This window comes from Rhizobium sp. CF122, from assembly GCF_000282035.1.
In the GTDB taxonomy this organism is placed as follows: Bacteria; Pseudomonadota; Alphaproteobacteria; order Rhizobiales; family Rhizobiaceae; genus Rhizobium.
The window spans coordinates 1-20,470 of the sequence record NZ_AKKA01000041.1 but is presented as its reverse complement, the minus strand read 5'-3'; the positions used below and the strand labels follow the sequence as shown (position 1 = coordinate 20,470).

The window sequence follows — 20,470 nt, the reverse complement described above, 5'->3', positions numbered from 1 at the left end:
TCAGAGGGAGAAGGTTCTCGCCCGATCACGTGCCGCAGAAGGTCTGCAACACGCGTTCTTCCGGCTTCGGCGGCTCCATGTATGCCGCAAAGTCAGGCTGGTCGTCATAGGGCTTGGCGAGCACCGCAAGCAACGCCTCGAAGAGCGAGAAGTCCCCATCTTCGACGGCCGCATTGATCGCCTGCTCGATACGATGGTTGCGCGGAATGAAGGCGGGATTGACGGCGCGCATTGCCGTCCTGCGGCCGTCCTCGGTCCGGCCCTCGTCGCGCGTCAGGCGATCGCGCCAGCGGCCAAGCCATTCGCGTACCCCATCCGGTTCGCGGAAGGTGGAGAGGAAAAGCGCCTCGCCATCTCCAGAGCCGCCAGCGTCGGAAAGGCGGCGGAAGGCGAGGGTAAAATCAGCCTGCTGCGTCTGCATCGTGGCAAGCAGTGACTGGATAAGGTCCAGATCGCCATCCTCGACCGTCGTCAGGCCGATCTTCTCGCGCATGCCGCGAAGCCAGTGGATCTGGAAGCGCTCGCCATATTGCTGGATCACGACGTTGGCGAGCTCGACGGCCCTTTCCGCATCGGCATCGAAGAGCGGCAATAGCGTTTCGCCGAGTCGCGCCAGGTTCCATTGGCCAATGCCGGGCTGGTTGGCATAGGCATAGCGCCCGCCCTGGTCGATCGAAGAGAAGACGGTGCGGGGATCGTAGGCATCCATGAAGGCGCAGGGGCCGAAATCAATCGTCTCACCCGAAATGGCCATGTTGTCGGTGTTCATGACGCCGTGGATGAAGCCGATATGCAGCCACCTTGCGATCAAAGCAGCCTGCCGCTCGCAAACGGCCTCGTAGAGCGCGAGGTAGGGATTGTCCCTGTCTTTGAGTTCCGGATAGTGCCGGTCGATCACATAGTCGGCAAGCGCCCGCACGCCGTCCGTATCGCCGCGCGCGGTGAAGAACTGGAAAGTGCCGACGCGGATGTGGCTCGCGGCTACGCGGGTGAAGACCGCGCCCGGCAGAATGCTTTCGCGATAGACGGGTTGCCCTGTCGAAACAGCTGCAAGCGCTCTGGTCGCCGGCACGCCGAGTGCATACATCGCCTCGCTGACGATGTATTCGCGCAGCACCGGCCCGAGCGCGGCGCGGCCGTCGCCGCGGCGAGAGTAGGCCGTCTGGCCGGCACCCTTCAGCTGGATATCGCGGCGCTGACCATTGCGGTCGATCACCTCGCCGAGCAGGATTGCCCGCCCGTCGCCAAGCAGCGGCACGAAAGCACCGAACTGGTGCCCGGCATAGGCCATCGCTAACGGATCTGCACCTTCAGGCACGAGGTTGCCGGAAAAGATCGCAGCACCATCCCGCTTCAGCGCCTCGACATCAAGACCGAGTTCTTCCGCAAGCGGCTCGTTCAGCTTGATCAGCCACGGCTCGGCGGCCTGCGAGGGAGACTGGCGCGTAAAGAACTGCTGCGGCAACCGCGCATAGCTGTTGTCGAAGGCGAAAGGCGCGCCGGTGCGCGCAACATTCTGCAGGGCTTGGGTCATGCTCCATAGGTAGTGCCCGGCGGCGGTTGCTGCAAGCAACATGCGGTGGTTGGATTTTATCCTGCTTCTGAATGGAGCGCATTCGATGGTGTGGCAAGACCGGACCTCGGCGCCAACCTGCGCATGGCGGTTTTTGAGAGAGGCATCGTGATACACGTCGTCGAAGATGACGTGGTCAAAATCACCAACATCTTCTCCGGCGGACAGGATTACGAAGCACTGCTGCGCGGCAATTGAGCAGGTTTCCCAGCCATTCCCAAACGACACGGCTGCCTTTCCATTTAAGCATAACGCCGCCACATTTGCGGGCGTATACATCAATCTCCCCTTTTGGCATCACGCCATACCATACCGCGGCCATCGCTTCCGCGCCGGCCACGCCATTGCGAGTGATCCCTGACGATGTCGGATCAGATCTACCGGGCGGCCACCATCGGGCGCGCCAAGCCCAATTTCCGCGTGATAGCGATGATCGTTGCGAGCGCCATGTTCATGGAGCAGCTCGACGCGACCGTACTGGCGACGGCGCTGCCGACCATGGCACGCGATTTCGGCGTCAGCGCCCCGTCGATGAGCATCGCGCTCACCTCCTACCTCCTCAGTCTCGCGATCTTCATCCCGGCCAGCGGTTTGATTGCCGATCGCTTCGGTTCGCGCACCGTTTTCCGCTCGGCGATCGCCGTCTTCGTCACCGGCTCCATCTTCTGCGCGCTTTCGCCCAATCTTCTCTGTCTCGTGCTGGCGCGACTGCTGCAGGGTCTTGGCGGCGCCATGATGCTGCCGGTCGGCCGCCTCGTGCTGCTGCGCAGCGTCGACCGCAAAGACATGGTCAACGCCATGTCGTGGCTGCTGGTGCCGGCGCTGATCGGCCCGATCCTTGGTCCGCCGGTCGGTGGCCTGATCGTCACCTATCTCGACTGGCGCTGGATCTTCTACATCAATGTGCCGATCGGCATCATCGGCTTCACGCTGGTCTCGATCTTCATCGAGGACTTCAAGGGCGAAGCGAAGCGCCCGTTCGACACGGTTGGCTTCATCCTCTCCGGCATCGCGCTCGGCTCTCTACTGTTTGGCTTCGAAAGCTCGAGCCGGCCGGGCGAGGGCGCTTTCTCGGTGTTTCTGATCGCCGTCGGCTTGCTCTTCGGCATTGCCTATCTCAAGCACGCCCGCCGCTATCCGTCGCCGATCATGGATTTCTCGCTGATGAAGGTGCCAAGCTTCGGCACCTCGGTCATCGCGGGCTCGCTGACCCGCATCACGCAAGGCGCGCAGCCTTTCCTACTGCCGCTCTATTTCCAGCTCGGTTTCGGCCTCTCGGCAGCCAAGGCCGGTCAACTGGTGACAGCCGCAGCGATCGGCTCCATGGCGATGAAAGCCGTTGCGCCGCGCGTGCTACGCCGCTTCGGCTTCCGAAACAGCCTTGTCGCAAACGGCGTCATCGCTACTTGCGGCTATGCGCTTTGCGCTGCCTTCCGGCCCGATTGGCCGTTGGGCTTGATCTTCGCGATCCTTGTCATGTGCGGCTTCTTCATGTCGTTCCAGTTCACGGCGTACAACACGGTTGCCTACGATGAGATCGACCGCGACCGCATGAGTTCGGCCACCAGCTTCTACACGACGTTCCAGCAGCTAATGCTGTCGCTCGGTATCTGCGTTGGTGCGCTGGCGCTGCACACGTCGATGACGGTCAACGGCAGCGAGACGCCGCAACTCCACGATTTCTCCGCAGCCTTCCTCTTCGTGACCGCGATCTCGATCACTGCGACGTTCTGGAACCTGCGCTTTTCGCGCAGCGCCGGCGCCGACATCAGCGGCCATGGCGCTGAAAAGGCAGCGCACGCCACCGAGCACTGACCCTCAGGCGCGGGCAAGCTCCGGCAGACAGGCCTCGCAGATGGCGGCCACATGCCGGTGATCGGTGCCGCAGCAGCCGCCAACGATCCTGACCTGTGGCATCTTGCGCATCAATTGTCTGTAGCGCTGCCCGAGATCAACAGGATCGCCAGCATCGAGCGTCTCGCTCTCGTCGAGCTCCGCATGGCTCATGCGCGAGGCATTGGCGCGCAACCCGCGGATGCGTTTCGTCCAGCTGGCGCGATGATCGAGCGCCTCGGCGAAATGCGTCGGATGGGCGCAGTTGATCATGTAGTAGGCGGGTGAACCGCCGGTCGCCGCATCCGTCGTCTCGATCGCTTCCTGCATGCTGCGCCCGGTCACCAGCCTGCCGTCCGTCTCGACGGTGAAGGAGATCGCACAGGGCATGCCTCTGGCAGCGGCCGCTCGCGCTACGCCGATCGCCTCGTCGATGTTGGTCAGCGTGAAGGCCGTCACCATGTCGGCATCGCTTTCGGCGAAGCTGCCGATCTGGACGCTGTGGTAATCCTCGGCTTCGGACGCATCCATGTTGCCGGCCTTGTAGCCGTCGCCGCGCGGCCCGATGGCACCGCTGATCACGATCGGCCGTTCCGGTTGCTCGTACCTTCCGCGCAATCCTGCCAGTAGCGCGACGCTGCCCACATTGGCCGCGTGCAGCGCTTCGCGCGTGTAGCCGAGCTTCCCGCCCCAATCCGGATTAGCCCGCCATGTCGGCGTGTCGAGAATGAAGCCGGCGCCATGCTTGCGGGCGATATCAAGATAGCGGCGATAGTAGGCCTGCAGCCGGTCGCGCCCTTCCTCCGAGGCCAGCATCACAAACGATGCGAAGTGCGGCAGCTGCAATCCGTCGAGAAAGATGAAGGTTGTCTCCATGCCGCCATCGGTCACGAAGAAGCCGCCCTCGAGCTGCGGCAAGCTGTGTCGGTAGGTCGCCATCGTATCTCTCCTTTGCCGGATGAAAGAGAATGCTGCGACGCAATACTGATTATTTAGTATGTTCTAAAATATGCTCCCGCGGTGGTACAGCGAAATCTCAGCGGTCTTCCATAGCAGCCGCCATCTCGGCGAGCTTGCGCACCGTATTCAGGTTGCGCGCCGTTCCCGGTTTCAAGGCCGGCAGCTTGAGCTTCGATTTGCCGGAGCCGATCGGGAAGTGGACATAGATTTCGCGCCCGGCGAGAACTGCCTCTTCGCCATTGGGCGCGACCATTTTGTCCAGCGCATCGCTTGGTGCTTCCTCGGGCAGGAAGCTCACCAGCAAATAGTTGGGCTTGGCGTCGGGAAAGGGCGCGTTGGCGGCAATCGCGTCCAGCTCCTTGCGGCCGCGCAGCATCACGCCGGGCTTCTTGCCGAGCAGCTTCCCGAGCGCCTCGTCCAGCTTTTGCTCGACCTCAGCTTCCGGCTCGTCGGCGCGAAACAGCACGTTGCCGCTCTGGATGTAGGTCTTCACGTCGCTGAAGCCGAGCTCTTCGCAGACCGCCTTCAGCGTCGTCATCGGCAGCTTGCCCGTGCCGCCGACATTCACAGCTCGAAGCAAAGCGACGTAGACAGGCATGGGCTTCCTCCTGTGATCAGCCGGAGAGCGGCCGCACAACCTCTCCGCCTCATTCCCGTCCTTGTGACAGAATCCGGCCACGGCGCGTCCGCGCCGTGAATAGAGACTTCGGCGCGCAAGGACCTGCGTGCGCCGGATTCCTGTCACAAGGACAGGAATGAGGGAAGCGAGGGCGGGTAACTTTAGTGTCAGGCGCCTACGGCACGTGACATCCCCGCTAAACCTTCCCCGCGACCTTGATCGCGAAGGCGTATTCGAAGGCGATCTCCTCGAGGCGCTGGAAGCGTCCCGATGCGCCGCCATGGCCGGCATCCATATTGGTCTTCAAGAGGATCGGCGCCGAGCCGGTCGTCTTCTCGCGCAGCCTTGCCACCCACTTTGCCGGCTCCCAGTAGGTGACGCGCGGGTCCGTCAGGCCACCGAGCGCCAGGATCGGTGGATAGGCTTTCGCGCCGACGTTGTCGTAGGGCGAATAGGCGGCGATATGTTCGTATTCTTCCTTGCTTTCGATCGGGTTGCCCCATTCCGGCCATTCCGGCGGGGTCAGCGGCAGCGTGTCGTCGAGCATGGTGTTCAGCACATCGACGAAGGGAACCGCGGCGATCAGGCCGGCGAACTTTTCCGGTGCCATGTTGGCAACTGCGCCCATCAGCATGCCGCCGGCCGAGCCGCCCTCGGCGATGATGTTGGCGTAGGAGGTGAACTTCTCCTGATTCAGATAGTCAGCGGCGGCGATGAAGTCCTTGAAGGTGTTGGTCTTCTTCTCCATCTTGCCGTCTTCGTACCAGGCAAAGCCCTTGTCCTTGCCGCCGCGGATATGGGCGATGGCATAGACGAAGCCGCGATCGGCAAGAGATAGGCAGTTGGTGTTGAAGCCGGCCGGAATGGTGATGCCGTAGGCGCCGTAGCCATAGAGCAGGCAGGGCGCGGAGCCGTCGAGCGGCGTATCCTTGCGATAGAGCAGGGTGACCGGCACCTCAACGCCGTCCCAGGCCGGGGCGAAGACGCGGCGGGTGACATAGTCGTCGGGATTGTGGCCGGAGGGCACTTCCTGCGTCTTCAGCAGCGTGCGCTCGCGCGTCACCATGTTGTAGTCGTAAAGCTGCGACGGCGTCGTCATCGAGGAATAGGAGAAGCGGATGACGTCGGCGTCGTATTCCGCGGCCCCCTGCAGCCCGAGCGAATAGGCCTCTTCGGCAAAGGCGATGGCATGCTCCTCGCCGGTGCGACGGTCGCGGATGATGATCTGCGGCAGCCCGTCCTTACGCTCCAGCCAGAGCAGGTGGCGGGCATAGGCCATGTGGCTGATGATCAAGGTTCCCGGCTTGTGCGGCACGACCTCGCGCCAGTTCGCCTTGCCCGGGTTTTCAACCGGCGCTTCCATGATCTTGAAATCCTTGGCGTCGCCGTCGTTGGTGAGGATGTAGAAGACGTCGCCGCCTTCCGTCATCGAATATTCGATGCCTTCCTCGCGCTCGGCCACCAGCTTCGGCTCCGCCGTCAGATCCTTGGTGGAGAGCAGGCGGTATTCCGACGTCTCGTGGTCGTGGATGTCGATGTAGATGAAATCGTCGAGAAGCGAGCCGCCGACGCCCATGAAGAAGCCGGCATCCTTCTCCTCGTAGACCAGCCGGTCTTCCGCTTGCGGTGTCCCGATGATGTGGTGGAAGACCTTCGACGGACGGTGGTTCTCGTCGAGCGCGGAGTAGAAGAAGCTCTTGCCGTCAGGTGCCCACGCACCGCCGCCGCCGGTGTTCTCGATGACATCGGCCATGTCCTCGCCGGTCGCCAGATCGCGCACCTTCAGTGTGTAGAATTCCGAACCCTTGTCGTCATAGCCCCAGATGCCGCGGCTGTGGTCGGTCGAATGGTCGAGGCCCGCCAGCCGGAAATAGGCCTTGCCGGCGGCTTCCTTGTCGCCGTCGAGCAGGACGGCGCGGATCGTCTCGTCCTTGACGTCGCCGTTGCGGGGGATGCGGAAATAGCGCGGCTGTTCGCCACCGGTGACGAAGAACGTGCCGTAGGCATAGTCGCCGTCCTTCATCGGCACGGAACTGTCGTCTTCCTTGATGCGGCCGCGCATCTCTGAGAACAGCGTCTTCTGCAGCGCCTTGGTGTCTTCCATCGCCGCGTTCATGTAGACGTTTTCGGCTTCCAGGTGCCGGCGGATCGCGGGATCGAGGATCGATGGATCCTTGAACATCGCCTGCCAGTTGTCGGCGCGCAGCCAGGCGTAGTCGTCGGTGCGGGTGATGCCGTGGCGCGTATCGGAGATCGGCTTCTTGGCGGCAGCGGGCGGGTTCGACAGGTTCTTGAAGACGGTCAAGGAAGGCTCCGGATACGGGGTGTCAGGTGGGCAAGAGATAGAGGCGCGGATGCCGCGGATCAAGCGCCGAAGACAGCGCTGCGTCAAAACCGAAGGAATGCTCATGTTGCCTTGATGTCACCACATTGTTTAAGAAAGTCCGCTACGTCGCCCGGAATTTGCCCCCTGTTCGACCGTGAAAGCCCCGGTCGTCCACAGGCGATTCTGGAATGAGAATGCAAAGGAATCCCACCGTAATGCCAAAACGTCTCGTGTTGCTTCTGTCCGCATTTAGCCTTGCTTTTCCAGCCTTCGCCGTTGATCCCGCAATCAAGAAGCAACTCGAAAAGCTCGATCCCGCGACCCGTCTCGAACAGAGCTGCGACACCGAGGCGATGAGCCGAATCAACAAGGACGATACCGGCTACAAACCCGATAAAGTCATTGCCTATACCTTCAAGGATCCCGTTCCCGGCGATGATAGGCTGGAGGCACCCGGCGCCGTCTTCCGCAGCAAGGGCGACTGGTATCACCTGTCCTACACCTGCATCACCGGTCCGCAGCACATGAATGTTCGCGAGCTCGACTATAAGATCGGCGAGAAGGTGCCGAAGGAGAAGTGGGAAAAATACTACCTCTATGATTGACACGAGTGCCACGCAGGCTGCGTTTGCAGGCGCTGCCTTTCTGAAGCCTTAGTCCTCAGGCATCAGCTCTTTCGCTGAAGCCGGCGGCGAATCGCAGGAGCGATCGCAAGCGGCATCAGACCACATGGCGCCGGCGCGCTGCGTGCGTTATGCAGCGCTTGAACAATGAACGGCTTCTCTTTGGTATGAATCGTATTTTTCTCGCTCCGGCGCTGCTGATCGCCTCAGTCTCGGTTGCCGCCGCTGCCGCTCTGCCGCCGCAAGATGCGCCCATTGTCACCGCACCCCTCACGCAAGCGCCCACGATGGCTCCCGGGCCAAAGCTCGTGGAACCGCATCTGCGCATTGCACGTTCTGGCGTCAAGGGTCACGCGCGCGTGGCACTGACATTCGACGCCTGCATGGGCAAAGCCGACGACCGCATCCTCTCGGTGCTGGTCCGCGAGCGGATCCCCGCGACGATCTTCGTTACCGCACGCTGGCTGAAGCACAATCCGCAGGCGTTGCAGGTCTTCCTGCAGAACCCCGATCTGTTCGAACTCGAGAACCACGGGCAGAACCATATTCCGGCCGTGGACACGCCGGTCTCGATTTACGGCATTGCGTCCGCCGGCTCGCCCGAAGCAGTCCGCCAGGAAGTGCAGGGTGGCGCCGATGCGATGGTCGCGGCCGGCATTGCCTCGCCGCATTGGTTCCGCGGCTCGACCGCCAAATACGACCTGTCCGCGATCGCCGAGATCCGCGAGATGGGATACCGCATCGCCGGCTATTCCGTGAACGGAGACGGCGGCTCGCTGCTCGGCGCTGCGGTCACGGAAAAGCGGATTGCGGCCGCCAAAGACGGCGACGTGGTGATTTCCCACATCAACCAGCCGACCCACGCCGCGGGTGAGGGCGTCGCCAAGGCGGTCCTCGATCTGAAGGCCAAGGGCGTCGAATTCGTCCGCCTGCAGGACGTCGATGATACCGGCGACGACCAGACGACGCAGTGAGTTAGTTGAGAGCGGTCTCCCGGCGATCCTCGCTAATGCTCGGACGCTCAACGAACGCCGGTGCGTCGCGATCGAGCGCGAAATCATCAAACCAGTCGCGGTATCCTCCGCCGATCATTGCGCCGATGACCTGCGTCGCGAGATAGGAGAAAGTGATGCCGTTGCCGCCGTAGCCATAGGCGGCATAGACCTGCGGCATCAAGGGAACGGGACCAATCAGCGGCAGCCCGTCCGAAGTCTCCCCGAACGTGCCGCACCACGCCGTCGCGACACGGGTATCGGCCCTTGACAAGAGCCGTTTCATCTTTTCCCGGATCGTCATGATCTTTTCGGCAAGCTTGGCGTCGCGGATCGCGGGATCGACGGTGTCGTCATCCTCGCCGCCGGCGATGATCCGCCCGTCCGGTGTCGTGCGCATGTAGAGATAGGGGTGGCTGTCTTCCCAGATCAGCACCTGATCGCGCCACAGCATTGCCGGATCCTGCGGCATCGTTGCCAGCGCCCAGCTCGACGTCGTCCGATGCAGCTTCGGCATATCGATGCCCGGCATGGCGTAGCCGGTGGCGAGTACCGCTGTTTCTGCTTCGATAACGAACGAGCCGTCTGTCTCGGCGCTCACGCGCCCGCCCTCACTATGGAGTTTGGTGACCGAGGCGCCGATGAGACGCGCGCCTTGCTTCACCGCAATGTCCAGCAGAGCCCAGGTCAGGAGCAGCGGATCGGCCTCCGCCGAGCCGCGGGACAGGATGCCCGCATCGCGATCAAGTTCGAACTCGGTGAAGAGATCGCAATGCTCCAGATAGCGGCTGGGCAGACCGGCTCGGCGACGAAGCTCGACCTCTCTCAGAAGATCACCCGCGCCCTCCTGATTGCTGGTCAGGAACAGCGATTGCCGCGGCAGCAGGTTGCACGCGATGCGATTAGCGACGATCAGCTTCGAGAGACCAGCGACCGAGGCGGCACTTCGCCGATAGATGCCGACGGCGCGCTCGAACCCGTAGAAATGCTCGAGTTCGCCGAGCGTTCGGTCGATCTCCCACTGCAGCATGGCTGTACTCGCCACCGTGCTACCAAGACCGGGCGTCTCGCGATCGATGATGACCACGGAAAGTCCGCGTTCTGAGAGATGTTGGCCCATCAGCGCACCGGTAATCCCACCGCCGATGACCATCGCGTCGACCTTGAGATGATCCTGAAGTGGCTGGTAGGTGGGTTTTGTTCCGGCGCGGCTCCAAGGGGGGATGCCGCTCTTCAGCCGGTTCTGGCTGGACTCTGCAAGATCGATTTCTGCCATCTGACGCGTCTTACCTCAATTATTTCGGCAATTGCGGTTGCAGTCTCTCTTCGATGAAAAGTTCATCGACGATGGTCATGACAATCAGCGATAGTGGTAGCGCGAGCATAGCACCAACTGCGCCCCACATCCAAGTCCAGAACAGAATTGCCAGAAACACCACAAAAGGATTGATTTCCAGGCGCTTCCCCATCACCGCCGGAAAGACCAGATTTTCCATGACGAGGTGGACGATGAAGAATGCCGCGGCTGGCATGAGGCCGACTACGAGGCCGTCGTGTGTAAGGATGCCTGCGATGGCGACGGCCAGCGTCATGGAGGCAATTCCGAGATAGGGAATGAAGCTCGAAAGAAAGGCAAAGAAGCCCCAGAGCACCGGCGCCGAAAGACCGCCAAGATAGGCGATCACCATCATCATGACGCCGAGGCACGCATAGACCAACGAAGCCGTGGCAAAGTAGAAGCCGAGGACCTGTTCGACGCCGTTGATCACCCGGATGGCGGCAAGCCGCTGTGAGCGCGTCCGGAAGACCATGATGATCGATCTGCGCAGGCTGACACGTCCGGCAAGGAAGAGCAGCAGCGCGGCGAAGAAGATCAACGCCTGGATGAGGGCAGGGGTCAGGTTGGCGCTGATGAGATGCAGCACGTTGCCGGTATTTTCCAGGAGCTTTTCGCTCGACATCGGCCCGCCCCGGAAGGTCTCCGGCGTGATGTGCAGCCACCGGATGCGTTCGAGATAGGGCATCAACCGGTTGAACGTCTTCTCGACGAAGGCCGGGCCCTCATTGGCAAGGGTTGTCAGCGGTCCGGCAAGCGAATTGGCGACGAGGATGATCACCAGCGCGACGCCGGTCGACAGGATGACGGCGTTGGTAATGCGCGGCACTCCGAGTCTGCTGAGCTTTTCCGCCAGCAGCCCGAGAATCATTCCGACGACGACGGCAAGCGTCACCGGGACGAGAATGAGCGACATCATGTAGATGGCCGAAAGAGCAAGCACCGCAAAGATGCCGATGACCGCCCAGGCCATGGTGATATCAAGCCCGTCCTTTTCGGCGCGGTGTGTCTGCGCCTGCGGCATCTCCTCCGCGTCTTGGCTCAGTTTTTCAGCCCAGGCGCTGACAGGGCGCTCGCCCATTGTGATCTTGCCGGCCTGCTTGCGGATGCCGTTGGCAATTCCCATCGTTACAAAGTCCCCCGGAAGCCCAGATGCTTCGCGACGGAAACGCTCAGGAACCCCTTCAAGTTCCTGAGGGTCACGCAGAGAGCGTCAGGCCGATACCCCACGGGTCGCGCAGGAAGACGCCGCCATTGTGCTTTTTGCTCTTGATCTCGAGTTCGTCGAGCTTGGCGATGGCCCTGTCGAGCGAGGCCTTGTCATTGAAGCGAAGCGTGTAGTCCGAGAGGCCGCTCATGCCGTCCGCGCGGGTTCCTGCGCCGCGGCTGTTCCAGACGTTGGCGGCGATGTGGTGATGGTAGTCGCCGGTCGCGAAGAAGCTGGCGCCGGGACGCTGCGCCATCAGCTTCAGGCCGAGCACATCGCGGTAGAAGGTGTCTGCCTCCGGAATATTGCCGACCTGCAGGTGGATATGGCCGATAGCGGTGCCGTCGGCCATGCCGTTCCAGGCATCGTGAGGTGCGCTGTTGTAGAGCGACTGAAGATCGAGGCGAAGCGTCGCCATTTCCACCTGGCCGTCCTGATGGAACTTCCATTGCTCATGCGGACGGTCGGCATAGATCTCGATGCCGTTGCCTTCGGGATCGGAGAGATAGATGGCTTCGCTGACGAGGTGATCGGAAGCGCCGTCCAGAACAACGTTGTTGTGTGCGGCGTGGCGCAGCCAGCGGGCCAATTCGGTGCGGTTGGGCATCAGGAAGGCTGTATGGAACAGCCCGGCGGCATTGCGCGGCGCGATACGGACATTCCTGCCCGTCGTCAGCGTCAGAAGCGGCGTGCTGTCGACGCCGAGCACTTCGCCGCTGGCGCTTTTCTCGATGACCTTCAGGCCAAGCATGGATTGGTAGAAACTGGAAACCAGCGGCAGGTCGGTGACGACGAGATGCGACTGGTCGACATAGGCAGGGCGGGTGAGAGCGTAGGATGTTTCGGTGGTCATGCGTCTTTCTCCTGCCGTGGATGAGAGAGGCGTACCGGCGGTGGCGGCGAAAGCGCCGCCTGTAGCGATACCAAGGAATTTGCGCCGGTCCATGTGCCTCAGAGGTCCCCTTGGTTGCTGTACTTGATCCCTATATGGCGGATTCCGATTGTTCACAGAAGGCCAGTTTTTGGCGATTCAGCGTTCGACGATCGTTGACGACAATCTGCGCCGATCTTGATCTTGATCAAAGCGCCTTATTTATCTCCTGAGAGGATGTGGGCAGTTGGAAACCGCACCGCTGGAGGGCCTGAATGTATAAGAAAATCATCGTTCCGATCGAAATAGGCGCGTTGGACCGCGGCGAGAAGGCGTTCCGCAAAGCATCGACGCTCCTGGATACGGGAGGTGAGATCATCTTGCTCAACGTCGTCGAGGACGTACCCACCTATGTCGCGATCGATCTGCCCGCCGAACTGATCCAGAATGCAATCGATGATGCCCAGGAGAGGCTCGGCATGCTGATCCGCACCAGCGGCATTCCGGCAATGATCGAGATTGGTCACGGCCGCCCGGCCCATAGCATCCTCGCTGCCGCGGAAGCGCATGGTGCGGATCTAATCGTTATCGCTTCTCATACCCCCGACTTCAGCAACTACTTCATCGGCGCCACCGCCGACCGTGTCGTCAGGCATGCCAAATGCTCGGTGCTGGTCGATAGGCAGCGCTAAGAAGAAAAACGGCAAAGGACCGATGGAGGAACATCCATGACCGACATGCAGACCTATGAGAAGATCCTGCGCGATCGCCAGCGCGAGCTTGAATCGCGGTTGAGCCGCATCGACGTCGATCTCGGGCGCACCAAGGAGCAGGACAGCGACGATCGCGCGACCGAGAGCGAGAACGACGAAGTGCTCGAGGGGCTCGGCCAGGCCGGCCAGGAAGAGCTGCGGGCCATCAACGCCGCCCTCGACCGGGTCGCGAAGGGCACCTATGGCACCTGCGTTCGCTGCGGGGAGCCGATCTCCAAGGAGCGCCTCGGGGCCGTTCCTTATGCGCCCCTTTGCGAGGATTGCATGGGCTGATTTGTCTGTCGTGCTATCAGGGTGGCCGCTTTTCGCGGCTACCCTTTTGCTTTGCGCCCTTATATCTCCAAGCGCAAAAATCGGTGTCCAAAGCTCACGAAGATTTAATGGTTCGCCATCTCTGTTGTGTTGCCTGCACACCGTTTCGGTGCGACGATCGGGTGGAAAGGTGAGGGGTTCCCAGCATGACAGAGTTCAACGGCATCCGCTGGGCTTACGACAAGTACGAGCTAATCGCCGACGGCGTCGTCCACGGCGTGGGCTTGGCGTTTGCGCTCATCGGCGCGACCGTCCTGATCTTTTACGCCACGCTCTGGAGCTCCCACGGCGAACTCGCCGCGGCCTGGATTTACAGTGTCGGCCTGGTGCTGACGATCGGCATCTCCTTCTCCTATAACGCCTGGCCGGTTTCGCGGGCGAAGTGGTACCTTCGCCGTCTCGATCATTCCTCGATCTTCATCCTGATCGCCGCCACCTACACCCCCTTCCTGGAGCGCGGTGCCGATAGTCCGCTTCTGTTCGGGATGCTGATCGGAATCTGGGTGATCGCAGCGCTCGGCATCTTCCTGAAATGCGCCTTTCCCGGGCGCTTCGACAAGCTCGCCATCCTTCTCTATCTCGGAATGGGGTGGAGCGGTATCCTCGTAGCCGGGCCGGTGGCGGAGCGCATCCCCTATGTATCTATGCTCCTGATCCTCGTCGGCGGTCTCATCTATTCTCTCGGCGTCGTCTTTCACGTGTGGGAAAAGCTGCGCTTCCAGAACGCCATCTGGCACGGCTTCGTGGTGGCCGCGGCGGCCGTTCACTATTCGGCGGTCCTCACCTGCTTCAGCATGGCAAACACGAGCCTCTGATTGTTGCGCCCAGGCGCGACAGCCAATGTCTGTGGTCCGGTGCGGCGTGATGCGCCGACCTGGGCGCGGACCGTCGTTCCTTCGCTCGATTTGGTTTACAACGCCGAATGCGGGGCGTATGCCGCTTGCCGGAACCGAACTGAAACTGGACTTGATATGACCGACGCCGTTCTCGTGCGCGATGCCATCGAAGCCGACCTCCCGGCGATCCGCGATATTTACAATCACGCTGTCGAGCATACGACCGCGATCTGGAACGAGACGCTGGTTGATCTCGACAACCGCATCGAATGGTTCAAGGCGCGCAAGGCGAAGGGCTTCCCCGTCATCGTTGCGGAAAAGGACGGCAAGGTCGCAGGCTATGCCTCCTATGGCGATTGGCGGGCTTTCGATGGCTACCGCTACACGGTCGAACACTCGGTCTACGTCGACAAGGATTGCCGCGGCGCGGGCATCGGCGAGTTGCTGATGCGGGCGCTGATCGCGCGCGCCGCCAACGCCAATATCCACGTGATGATTGCCGGCATCGAGGCGGCGAACGCAGCCTCCATCAAGCTGCACGAAAAGCTCGGCTTCCGCGTTGCCGGAACCTTTTCGGAAGTCGGCACCAAGTTCGGCCGCTGGCTCGACCTGATCTGCATGGAGCTTAGGGTTACGAAGTGAGCCTTATCGTTCTCACCGGCGCTTCGGGATCGGGCAAGACGGCGATCGCCAAGGCGATTGCCGCCCGGTTTGCGGGTGAGATCGATGTCCACCATTTCGACGATATCGGCGTTCCCCCGCTCTTCCAGATGACGGCGGAGTACGGCTCGCCGGCCGGTTGGCAGCGAGCCATGACCTTCAAATGGCTCGAGAGTCTTGCAGAGGCTCAGCGCGCCGGCCGCAATCAACTGCTCGAAGGCCAGATGCGCCTTGCATTTCTGGAGGAGGCGGCAGCCGCAGCAGGCATTGCGTATTTGCCGCTGCTGGCCGATTGCGACGACGAAACACGAACGCATCGCCTGGCGATCGAGCGTCGGCAGCCAGAGCTTGCCAACGCCGAAATGATGATCTGGGCATCCTTCCTCCGCCGCGAGGCCGTGGCGAAGAAATGCGCGATACTGGATACGTCCCGCTTGTCACTGGATGAAAGCGTCCGTGCGGTCGTCGAACGCTTCTAACCGGCCTTCGCGCCCGAACGTTATTTCCCCGGCTCGAACACCATCGCGTGGCCGTTGATGCAGTAGCGCAGGCCGGTCGGCGGCGGGCCGTCGGGAAAGACGTGGCCCAGATGTGCATCGCAGGCGCCGCAGCGGATTTCCGTGCGGACCATGCCGTAGGTCGTATCGCGGTGTTCGGTCACCGCGTCGGGCGAGACCGCTTCGAAATAGCTCGGCCAGCCGCAGCCTGCATCGAACTTCGTATCCGAGCGGAATAGCGGCGAATTGCAGCCGACGCAGCGATAGAGCCCGGTCTCGAAAGAATCCCAATAGGGGCCGGTGAAGGCACGCTCGGTGCCATGCTGCCGGGTGATCCGGTATTGCTCGGGCGTCAGCTGTTCCTTCCATTCCGCATCGGTCTTGTGAAATTTGGCGATTGTCGTATCGGCCATGGCTTGTTCCTTTCGCGCCGGGGGGTACGGCTTTGATTTTTGACAGCAATGTGGTGCGGGAAGCTGGTGGGATCAAGAGATGTTTGTCACGGCGACCGAGCTCCGGGATGGCGGAAACTGCAGTGCCGATTGCATTTTTATGGGGACGGTGAAGGTCGGCACGCCGGGAGCACCTGGTTGCCGATGTTCAATGGACGCCGGCCTAGACGTGTCCCGTTCTCTGTGAGTATCCTGCACCCAACCGCCGATTGCGAACGGAGAAGGCTTGAGGCGGGGCTTCTCTTCTCTTACACCTGACGATGATACCGGCGTTCGCCGGCCTTATGCAGCGTTGCGAGCAGAGGAGAGGACATGGCCGGTGTCACGGCTTTGACATTTGCGGCCTTGTGTCTGCCACTGCTCGGTGCTGTTGTTGCTCCCTTTCTCGTTCGCGCCCTTGGCGCAAAGGCCGCCTGGCTACTGGCCCTTGCGCCGCTGCTGGCCTTTGCGCACTTCGCCAGCCTGCTGCCGGCAATATCCGGCGGCGAGGTGATTGCCGGCGGATATGCCTGGGTGCCGAGCTTTGACCTCCGCTTCGCCTGGCTGCTCGACGGTCTTTCGTTGACTTTCGCGCTGCTGATTACCGGGATCGGCACGCTGATCGTGCTTTATTCCGGCGGATACCTGAAGGGTCACCTGGATCAGGGGCGTTTCTTCTCGTTCATCTTCCTGTTCATGGGGGCGATGCTCGGCCTCGTCGTGTCAGACAGTCTGCTGATGCTCTTCGTTTTCTGGGAACTGACGTCGATCACGTCCTTCCTGCTGATCGGATTTGATCATGAGCGCTCGGCTGCCCGTCGCGCCGCCTTGCAGGCGCTCGTCGTCACCGGCGGCGGCGGCCTTCTGCTGTTGGCGGGCCTATTGCTGATCTGGAGCACGACAAACGCCACGCAGCTGTCGACGCTGCTACAGTCAGGCGATCTGCTGCGCGCCAATCCATATTATCTGGCGATCCTGATTCTCGTTCTCGGTGGCGCGTTCACCAAGTCGGCGCAGTTTCCGTTTCATTTCTGGCTGCCGAACGCGATGGAGGCGCCGACGCCGGTTTCTGCTTACCTGCACTCGGCGACGATGGTGAAGGCGGGCGTCTATCTCCTGATGAGGCTCAATCCTGTCATGGGCGGGACATCGGCATGGGAGACCTTGCTGCCGCTCTTTGGTGGCGTGACGTTGATCGTCGGTACGCTGCTTGCGATCCGCCAGACCGACCTCAAGCTGCAACTCGCCTATACCACCGTTTCTTCGCTTGGCCTTCTCGTGTTGCTGACCGGCTTCGGTTCGCCCTATGCGATCGAGGCCGCGGCGCTCTACCTCGTGGCGCATTCGCTCTTTAAGGGAGCGCTGTTCATGGTCGCTGGCATCATCGACCATGAGACCGGCATGCGCGACATCACCCGGCTGGGCGGCCTGAGGAAGGCGATGCCGCTGACCTTTGCTGCCGCCCTTGCCGCGGCGATTTCCATGGGCGGTCTGCCACCATTCTTTGGCTTTCTCGCCAAGGAGGAAATCTATGCCGCGCTGGCGCATGGGGACCCACGATCGATCGCCTTTACACTGGTTGCAGTAGCAGGCAATGCGCTGATGTTCGCGGTCGGCTTCGCGGTGGCGTTGAAGCCGTTTCTCGGGCAAGTCCTCGCAACGCCCAAGCACCCGCATGAGGCACCACCATTGCTATGGGCCGGTCCCGTCGTGCTGGCGCTATTGGGCCTGATCGGTGCGGTGTTCTCTGCAGTTGCTCACCACTACATCTCGTCTCCGGCGGCGTCCGCTATCCGTGGATCATCCAGCGTGATCGAGATTACATTGATCCCGCACGTCGGCGTGCCGCTGCTTCTGTCTGCGCTTACGATCGTACTCGGCATTCTTGTCTATTGGCGGATAGATCAAGCGCGTCTGAGCATGGCAGTGGTACTGCGTAAGCTTGGTCCGGGACCGGATTGTGGTTTCGATTACCTTATCGCCGGTCTCATCCGGTTGTCAGTCCGCGTGACGCGTCTCATCCAACCGGGACGGCTTGAACTCTACATCACCTGCACCTTCCTCTGCGTCGCCGCGATCCTGCTCGTTCCGCTCTGGCTCTACGGCGAAATGCCGGCGCTCCCTGTCTGGCCGCAGCAGGTCCAGATCCACGAATGGGCCATTTTCCTACTCGCCGCTCTCGGCCTGTTGAGCGTTGTCATTGCGCGCGACCGGCTGACGGCGATCGTCTCGCTCGGCATCCAGGGCTTCTCCGTCGCCATTATATTCCTGCTCTTCGGTGCGCCCGACCTTTCTTTCACGCAGTTCATGGTGGAGACCCTGTCGGTCGTCATCCTGGCGCTGGTCATGACCCGCCTTCAACTGTCGCCGACCGACCGGCGGCCACTCGGCCAGAAGATATTCGACGGCAGCATCGCGATCGCCTGCGGCTGCGGCGTCGCGCTGCTTCTGATGAAAGCTATGCAGGCGCCGTTCAACAACGCACTGACGGAGTTCTTCAACGCCTACTCGAAGACGATCGCGCACGGCGCCAACGTTGTGAACGTCATCATCGTCGATTTCCGCGGTACCGATACGCTGGGCGAGATCGCGGTCGTCGCCATCACCGGCCTTGCGATCCTCGCCCTCATTCGCATCCGCGCGCAGACCGAGCGAAAGCTTGCGGAAAACGATCCGGATGCACCTGAGGATCTCGGAGTCGAGCGCCCATGAACACGCTGATCTTCCGCACGATCGCCCCCGTGCTGACGGCACTGATGCTGCTCTTTTCCATCTTCGTCCTGCTGCGCGGCCACAACGAGCCGGGTGGCGGTTTCATCGGCGGGCTGATTGCGGCCTCGGCGCTGGCGATCTTTGGTATTGCCCGCGGCGTCGGCGCTGTGCGTCGTGCCATCGTCTTCCATCCGATGTCGATATCAGGCGCCGGACTGTTGATGTCGTGCTGCGCCGGACTGCTGTCGATCATCTTTGGCGTGCCATTCATGACCGGGCTGTGGGTCTATCCTGAGATAGCAGGTGTCGAGGTGCCGCTCTCGACCGTCATGCTCTTCGATGTCGGGGTCTACCTGGTGGTCGTCGGCGCCATCACGTCGATCGCGCTGGCGCTGGAAGAAAGGGAGGTCGAGTGATGGAACCGCTGTTTGCGATCCTCGTCGGCCTGTTCTTCGCCGCCGCGGTCTATCTGATGCTGTCGAAGTTCTCGATCCGCATTATGCTCGGCATCGCCGTCCTCGGCAACGCGGTGAACCTGTTGCTGTTTGCGGCCGGAAGGTTGACGCGCGAAGTGCCGCCGATCATCCCGTCAGATCTCGCAGCGCTCCCCGCCGGCGCCGCCAATCCGCTGCCGCAGGCGCTGATCCTGACGGCAATCGTTATCTCATTTTCCTTCTTCGCCTTCCTGCTGGTGCTGACCTATCGCGCCTATCAGGATATCGGTACCGACAACACCGACGAGATGCGTGTCGCCGAGCCCGTCGATCCGCCACTGCCGCCGATGGGGTACTAGATGGCGGCTCCGGCAAATACGATCACCGATCTTTCCGCTGCGATGGTGACGGCGCCCGTGCCGCTGGCAAACTGGCTCGTCATCGCACCTGTCGCGCTCTGCATTACGCTCGGCGCCGCGCTGCTTATGATGCGCAGTTCGATGCGGCTGCAGGCGCAGGTCACCGTTCCCGGCCTTGCCGTTCTGGTCTTGCTGGATGCCGCGCTGTTGCTAAAGGTGGTCGCGCATGGCCCGTTGACCATGGTCATGGGGCGCTGGCTTCCGCCCTTCGGCATCGCCTTCACCGTCGATCTCTTCGGCGCACTGATGGCTTTGACGGCAGCCATCGCGGCACTTGCCGGCGGCCTCTATGCACTGAAGGACGTAACCGAAAGCGGCCGGCGATACGGTTTCTTTCCCTTCCTGCTGCTTCTAATGGCAGGCGTTTCGGGGGCGTTCCTGACGGGCGACGTCTTCAACCTCTATGTCTGGTTCGAGGTGCTTCTCATTTCGTCCTTTGGCATGCTGATCCTCGGCTCGGAGCGCGGGCAGATCGATGGTGCGATGAAATATGCGGTGCTGAATCTGATTGGCACGACCCTGTTCCTGATCTCGGTCGGCATCGTCTACGCCGTCTTCGGTACGCTCAACATGGCTGATATCGCAGGCAAGGTGGAAACTGTCCGCGACACTGCGCCGCTGATGACCCTGTCGGCCCTCGTGCTGCTCGCCTTCGCCATGAAGGCGGCTGCCTTTCCCGTCAATTTCTGGCTGCCGGCCTCCTATCATACGCCGCGCATCGTCGTGTCGGCGCTGTTTGCCGGCCTGCTGACCAAGGTCGGCGTCTACGCTCTGATCCGCATCATGGTGATGCTACTGCCGGTCGAGCGCGAGCAATTGAGCCTGATGATCGCCGCGGCGGGGGCTGCGACCATCATCGTCGGCGCGCTCGGCGCGCTGGCGCAGGACGATATCCGCAAACTGCTCGGCTACGTCGTGATATCGGGCATCGGCAACATGCTGGTCGGCATTGCACTCGGCACGTCAGGCGGCCTCTCGGGCGCGATCGTCTATGCCCTGCATTCCATGGTGCTGATGACGGCGCTCTATCTCTTGGCCGGACAAGCGGCTGGCGTT

21 protein-coding genes are annotated in these 20,470 nt (G+C 61.8%); 13 read left to right on the top strand and 8 right to left on the bottom strand.

Going from position 1 to position 20,470, the window contains the following annotated elements; genetic code table 11:
* Positions 1 to 25: 25 nt before the first annotated feature.
* Positions 26 to 1,534 carry a protein adenylyltransferase SelO gene (locus tag PMI09_RS09740; protein ID WP_037082511.1) on the bottom strand — a complete coding sequence of 503 codons (1,509 nt, stop codon included), beginning with the start codon at positions 1,532 to 1,534 and terminating at the stop codon, positions 26 to 28.
* Between the two features lie 90 nt (positions 1,535 to 1,624).
* Here PMI09_RS09740 and PMI09_RS09735 point away from each other — a divergent pair, with 90 nt between their 5' ends.
* Both PMI09_RS09735 and PMI09_RS09730 read left to right on the top strand, forming a co-directional pair.
* The gene (locus PMI09_RS09735) at positions 1,625 to 1,771 is read left to right on the top strand and encodes a hypothetical protein (protein WP_184450035.1); all 147 of its coding nucleotides are present in this window, start codon (positions 1,625 to 1,627) and stop codon (positions 1,769 to 1,771) included.
* 165 nt (positions 1,772 to 1,936) lie between these two features.
* Positions 1,937 to 3,388, top strand: coding sequence for a DHA2 family efflux MFS transporter permease subunit (locus PMI09_RS09730; protein WP_007791932.1), 1,452 nt, complete (start codon positions 1,937 to 1,939; stop codon positions 3,386 to 3,388).
* A 3-nt stretch (positions 3,389 to 3,391) separates the two neighbouring features.
* Here PMI09_RS09730 and PMI09_RS09725 read toward each other — a convergent pair whose 3' ends face one another.
* From PMI09_RS09725 to PMI09_RS09715, 3 genes are all read right to left on the bottom strand, one after another.
* Entirely contained in the window at positions 3,392 to 4,345 is a 954-nt protein-coding gene (locus tag PMI09_RS09725) for a homocysteine S-methyltransferase family protein (protein WP_007791929.1), read from the bottom strand.
* A 97-nt stretch (positions 4,346 to 4,442) separates the two neighbouring features.
* Positions 4,443 to 4,964: a DUF1697 domain-containing protein gene (locus PMI09_RS09720; RefSeq protein ID WP_007791926.1), complete on the bottom strand. Its 522-nt coding sequence runs from the start codon at positions 4,962 to 4,964 to the stop codon at positions 4,443 to 4,445.
* A gap of 217 nt (positions 4,965 to 5,181) precedes the next feature.
* Complete coding sequence (locus PMI09_RS09715; RefSeq protein ID WP_007791923.1) at positions 5,182 to 7,290, bottom strand: S9 family peptidase; 2,109 nt, start codon at positions 7,288 to 7,290, stop codon at positions 5,182 to 5,184.
* A gap of 236 nt (positions 7,291 to 7,526) precedes the next feature.
* Between PMI09_RS09715 and PMI09_RS09710 the strand changes: the two genes are divergently transcribed.
* Together PMI09_RS09710 and PMI09_RS09705 are read left to right on the top strand one after the other, a co-directional pair.
* Entirely contained in the window at positions 7,527 to 7,916 is a 390-nt protein-coding gene (locus PMI09_RS09710; RefSeq protein WP_007791921.1) for a DUF930 domain-containing protein, read from the top strand.
* Between the two features lie 185 nt (positions 7,917 to 8,101).
* Positions 8,102 to 8,908: a polysaccharide deacetylase family protein gene (locus tag PMI09_RS09705; RefSeq protein WP_037082509.1), complete on the top strand. Its 807-nt coding sequence runs from the start codon at positions 8,102 to 8,104 to the stop codon at positions 8,906 to 8,908.
* Position 8,909: 1 nt separating this feature from the next.
* On the opposite strand, the gene PMI09_RS09700 is transcribed toward PMI09_RS09705, so the two are convergent.
* The 3 genes from PMI09_RS09700 to PMI09_RS09690 all read right to left on the bottom strand — a co-directional run bounded on the left by PMI09_RS09700 (position 8,910) and on the right by PMI09_RS09690 (position 12,322).
* Positions 8,910 to 10,202 carry an NAD(P)/FAD-dependent oxidoreductase gene (locus PMI09_RS09700; protein ID WP_007791913.1) on the bottom strand — a complete coding sequence of 431 codons (1,293 nt, stop codon included), beginning with the start codon at positions 10,200 to 10,202 and terminating at the stop codon, positions 8,910 to 8,912.
* A 19-nt stretch (positions 10,203 to 10,221) separates the two neighbouring features.
* Complete coding sequence (locus PMI09_RS09695) at positions 10,222 to 11,388, bottom strand: AI-2E family transporter (protein WP_007791911.1); 1,167 nt, start codon at positions 11,386 to 11,388, stop codon at positions 10,222 to 10,224.
* A 73-nt stretch (positions 11,389 to 11,461) separates the two neighbouring features.
* Positions 11,462 to 12,322: a VOC family protein gene (locus PMI09_RS09690; RefSeq protein WP_007791909.1), complete on the bottom strand. Its 861-nt coding sequence runs from the start codon at positions 12,320 to 12,322 to the stop codon at positions 11,462 to 11,464.
* 293 nt (positions 12,323 to 12,615) lie between these two features.
* On the opposite strand from PMI09_RS09690, the gene PMI09_RS09685 reads away from it, so the two are divergent.
* From PMI09_RS09685 to PMI09_RS09665, 5 genes are all read left to right on the top strand, one after another.
* Positions 12,616 to 13,032 carry a universal stress protein gene (locus PMI09_RS09685; protein ID WP_007791907.1) on the top strand — a complete coding sequence of 139 codons (417 nt, stop codon included), beginning with the start codon at positions 12,616 to 12,618 and terminating at the stop codon, positions 13,030 to 13,032.
* Between the two features lie 36 nt (positions 13,033 to 13,068).
* Positions 13,069 to 13,386, top strand: a complete 318-nt coding sequence (locus PMI09_RS09680; protein WP_007791904.1) for a TraR/DksA family transcriptional regulator — start codon at positions 13,069 to 13,071, stop codon at positions 13,384 to 13,386.
* A 185-nt stretch (positions 13,387 to 13,571) separates the two neighbouring features.
* Positions 13,572 to 14,240 (top strand): PAQR family membrane homeostasis protein TrhA, encoded by a 669-nt coding sequence (trhA, locus tag PMI09_RS09675; protein WP_007791901.1) that lies wholly within the window; start codon positions 13,572 to 13,574, stop codon positions 14,238 to 14,240.
* Between the two features lie 156 nt (positions 14,241 to 14,396).
* Positions 14,397 to 14,903, top strand: a complete 507-nt coding sequence (locus tag PMI09_RS09670; RefSeq protein WP_007791898.1) for a GNAT family N-acetyltransferase — start codon at positions 14,397 to 14,399, stop codon at positions 14,901 to 14,903.
* Entirely contained in the window at positions 14,900 to 15,400 is a 501-nt protein-coding gene (locus PMI09_RS09665) for a hypothetical protein (RefSeq protein ID WP_007791895.1), read from the top strand. Before PMI09_RS09670 ends, PMI09_RS09665 begins: the two co-directional genes overlap by 4 nt.
* A gap of 20 nt (positions 15,401 to 15,420) precedes the next feature.
* Here the strand turns inward: PMI09_RS09665 and msrB are convergent, their stop codons facing one another.
* A complete protein-coding gene (gene msrB / locus PMI09_RS09660) occupies positions 15,421 to 15,831 on the bottom strand; it encodes a peptide-methionine (R)-S-oxide reductase MsrB (protein ID WP_007791891.1) in 411 nt (136 codons plus the stop codon).
* 351 nt (positions 15,832 to 16,182) lie between these two features.
* On the opposite strand from msrB, the gene PMI09_RS09655 reads away from it, so the two are divergent.
* The 4 genes from PMI09_RS09655 to PMI09_RS09640 all read left to right on the top strand — a co-directional run.
* Positions 16,183 to 18,561 (top strand): putative monovalent cation/H+ antiporter subunit A, encoded by a 2,379-nt coding sequence (locus PMI09_RS09655; RefSeq protein ID WP_007791888.1) that lies wholly within the window; start codon positions 16,183 to 16,185, stop codon positions 18,559 to 18,561.
* Positions 18,558 to 18,977 carry a Na+/H+ antiporter subunit B gene (locus PMI09_RS09650; protein WP_007791885.1) on the top strand — a complete coding sequence of 140 codons (420 nt, stop codon included), beginning with the start codon at positions 18,558 to 18,560 and terminating at the stop codon, positions 18,975 to 18,977. Before PMI09_RS09655 ends, PMI09_RS09650 begins: the two co-directional genes overlap by 4 nt.
* Positions 18,977 to 19,354 carry a Na+/H+ antiporter subunit C gene (locus PMI09_RS09645; RefSeq protein ID WP_007791881.1) on the top strand — a complete coding sequence of 126 codons (378 nt, stop codon included), beginning with the start codon at positions 18,977 to 18,979 and terminating at the stop codon, positions 19,352 to 19,354. Before PMI09_RS09650 ends, PMI09_RS09645 begins: the two co-directional genes overlap by 1 nt.
* Positions 19,355 to 20,470: proton-conducting transporter transmembrane domain-containing protein (locus PMI09_RS09640; RefSeq protein WP_007791878.1), on the top strand; the 1,116-nt coding region annotated here is incomplete at its 3' end. It abuts the gene before it with no gap.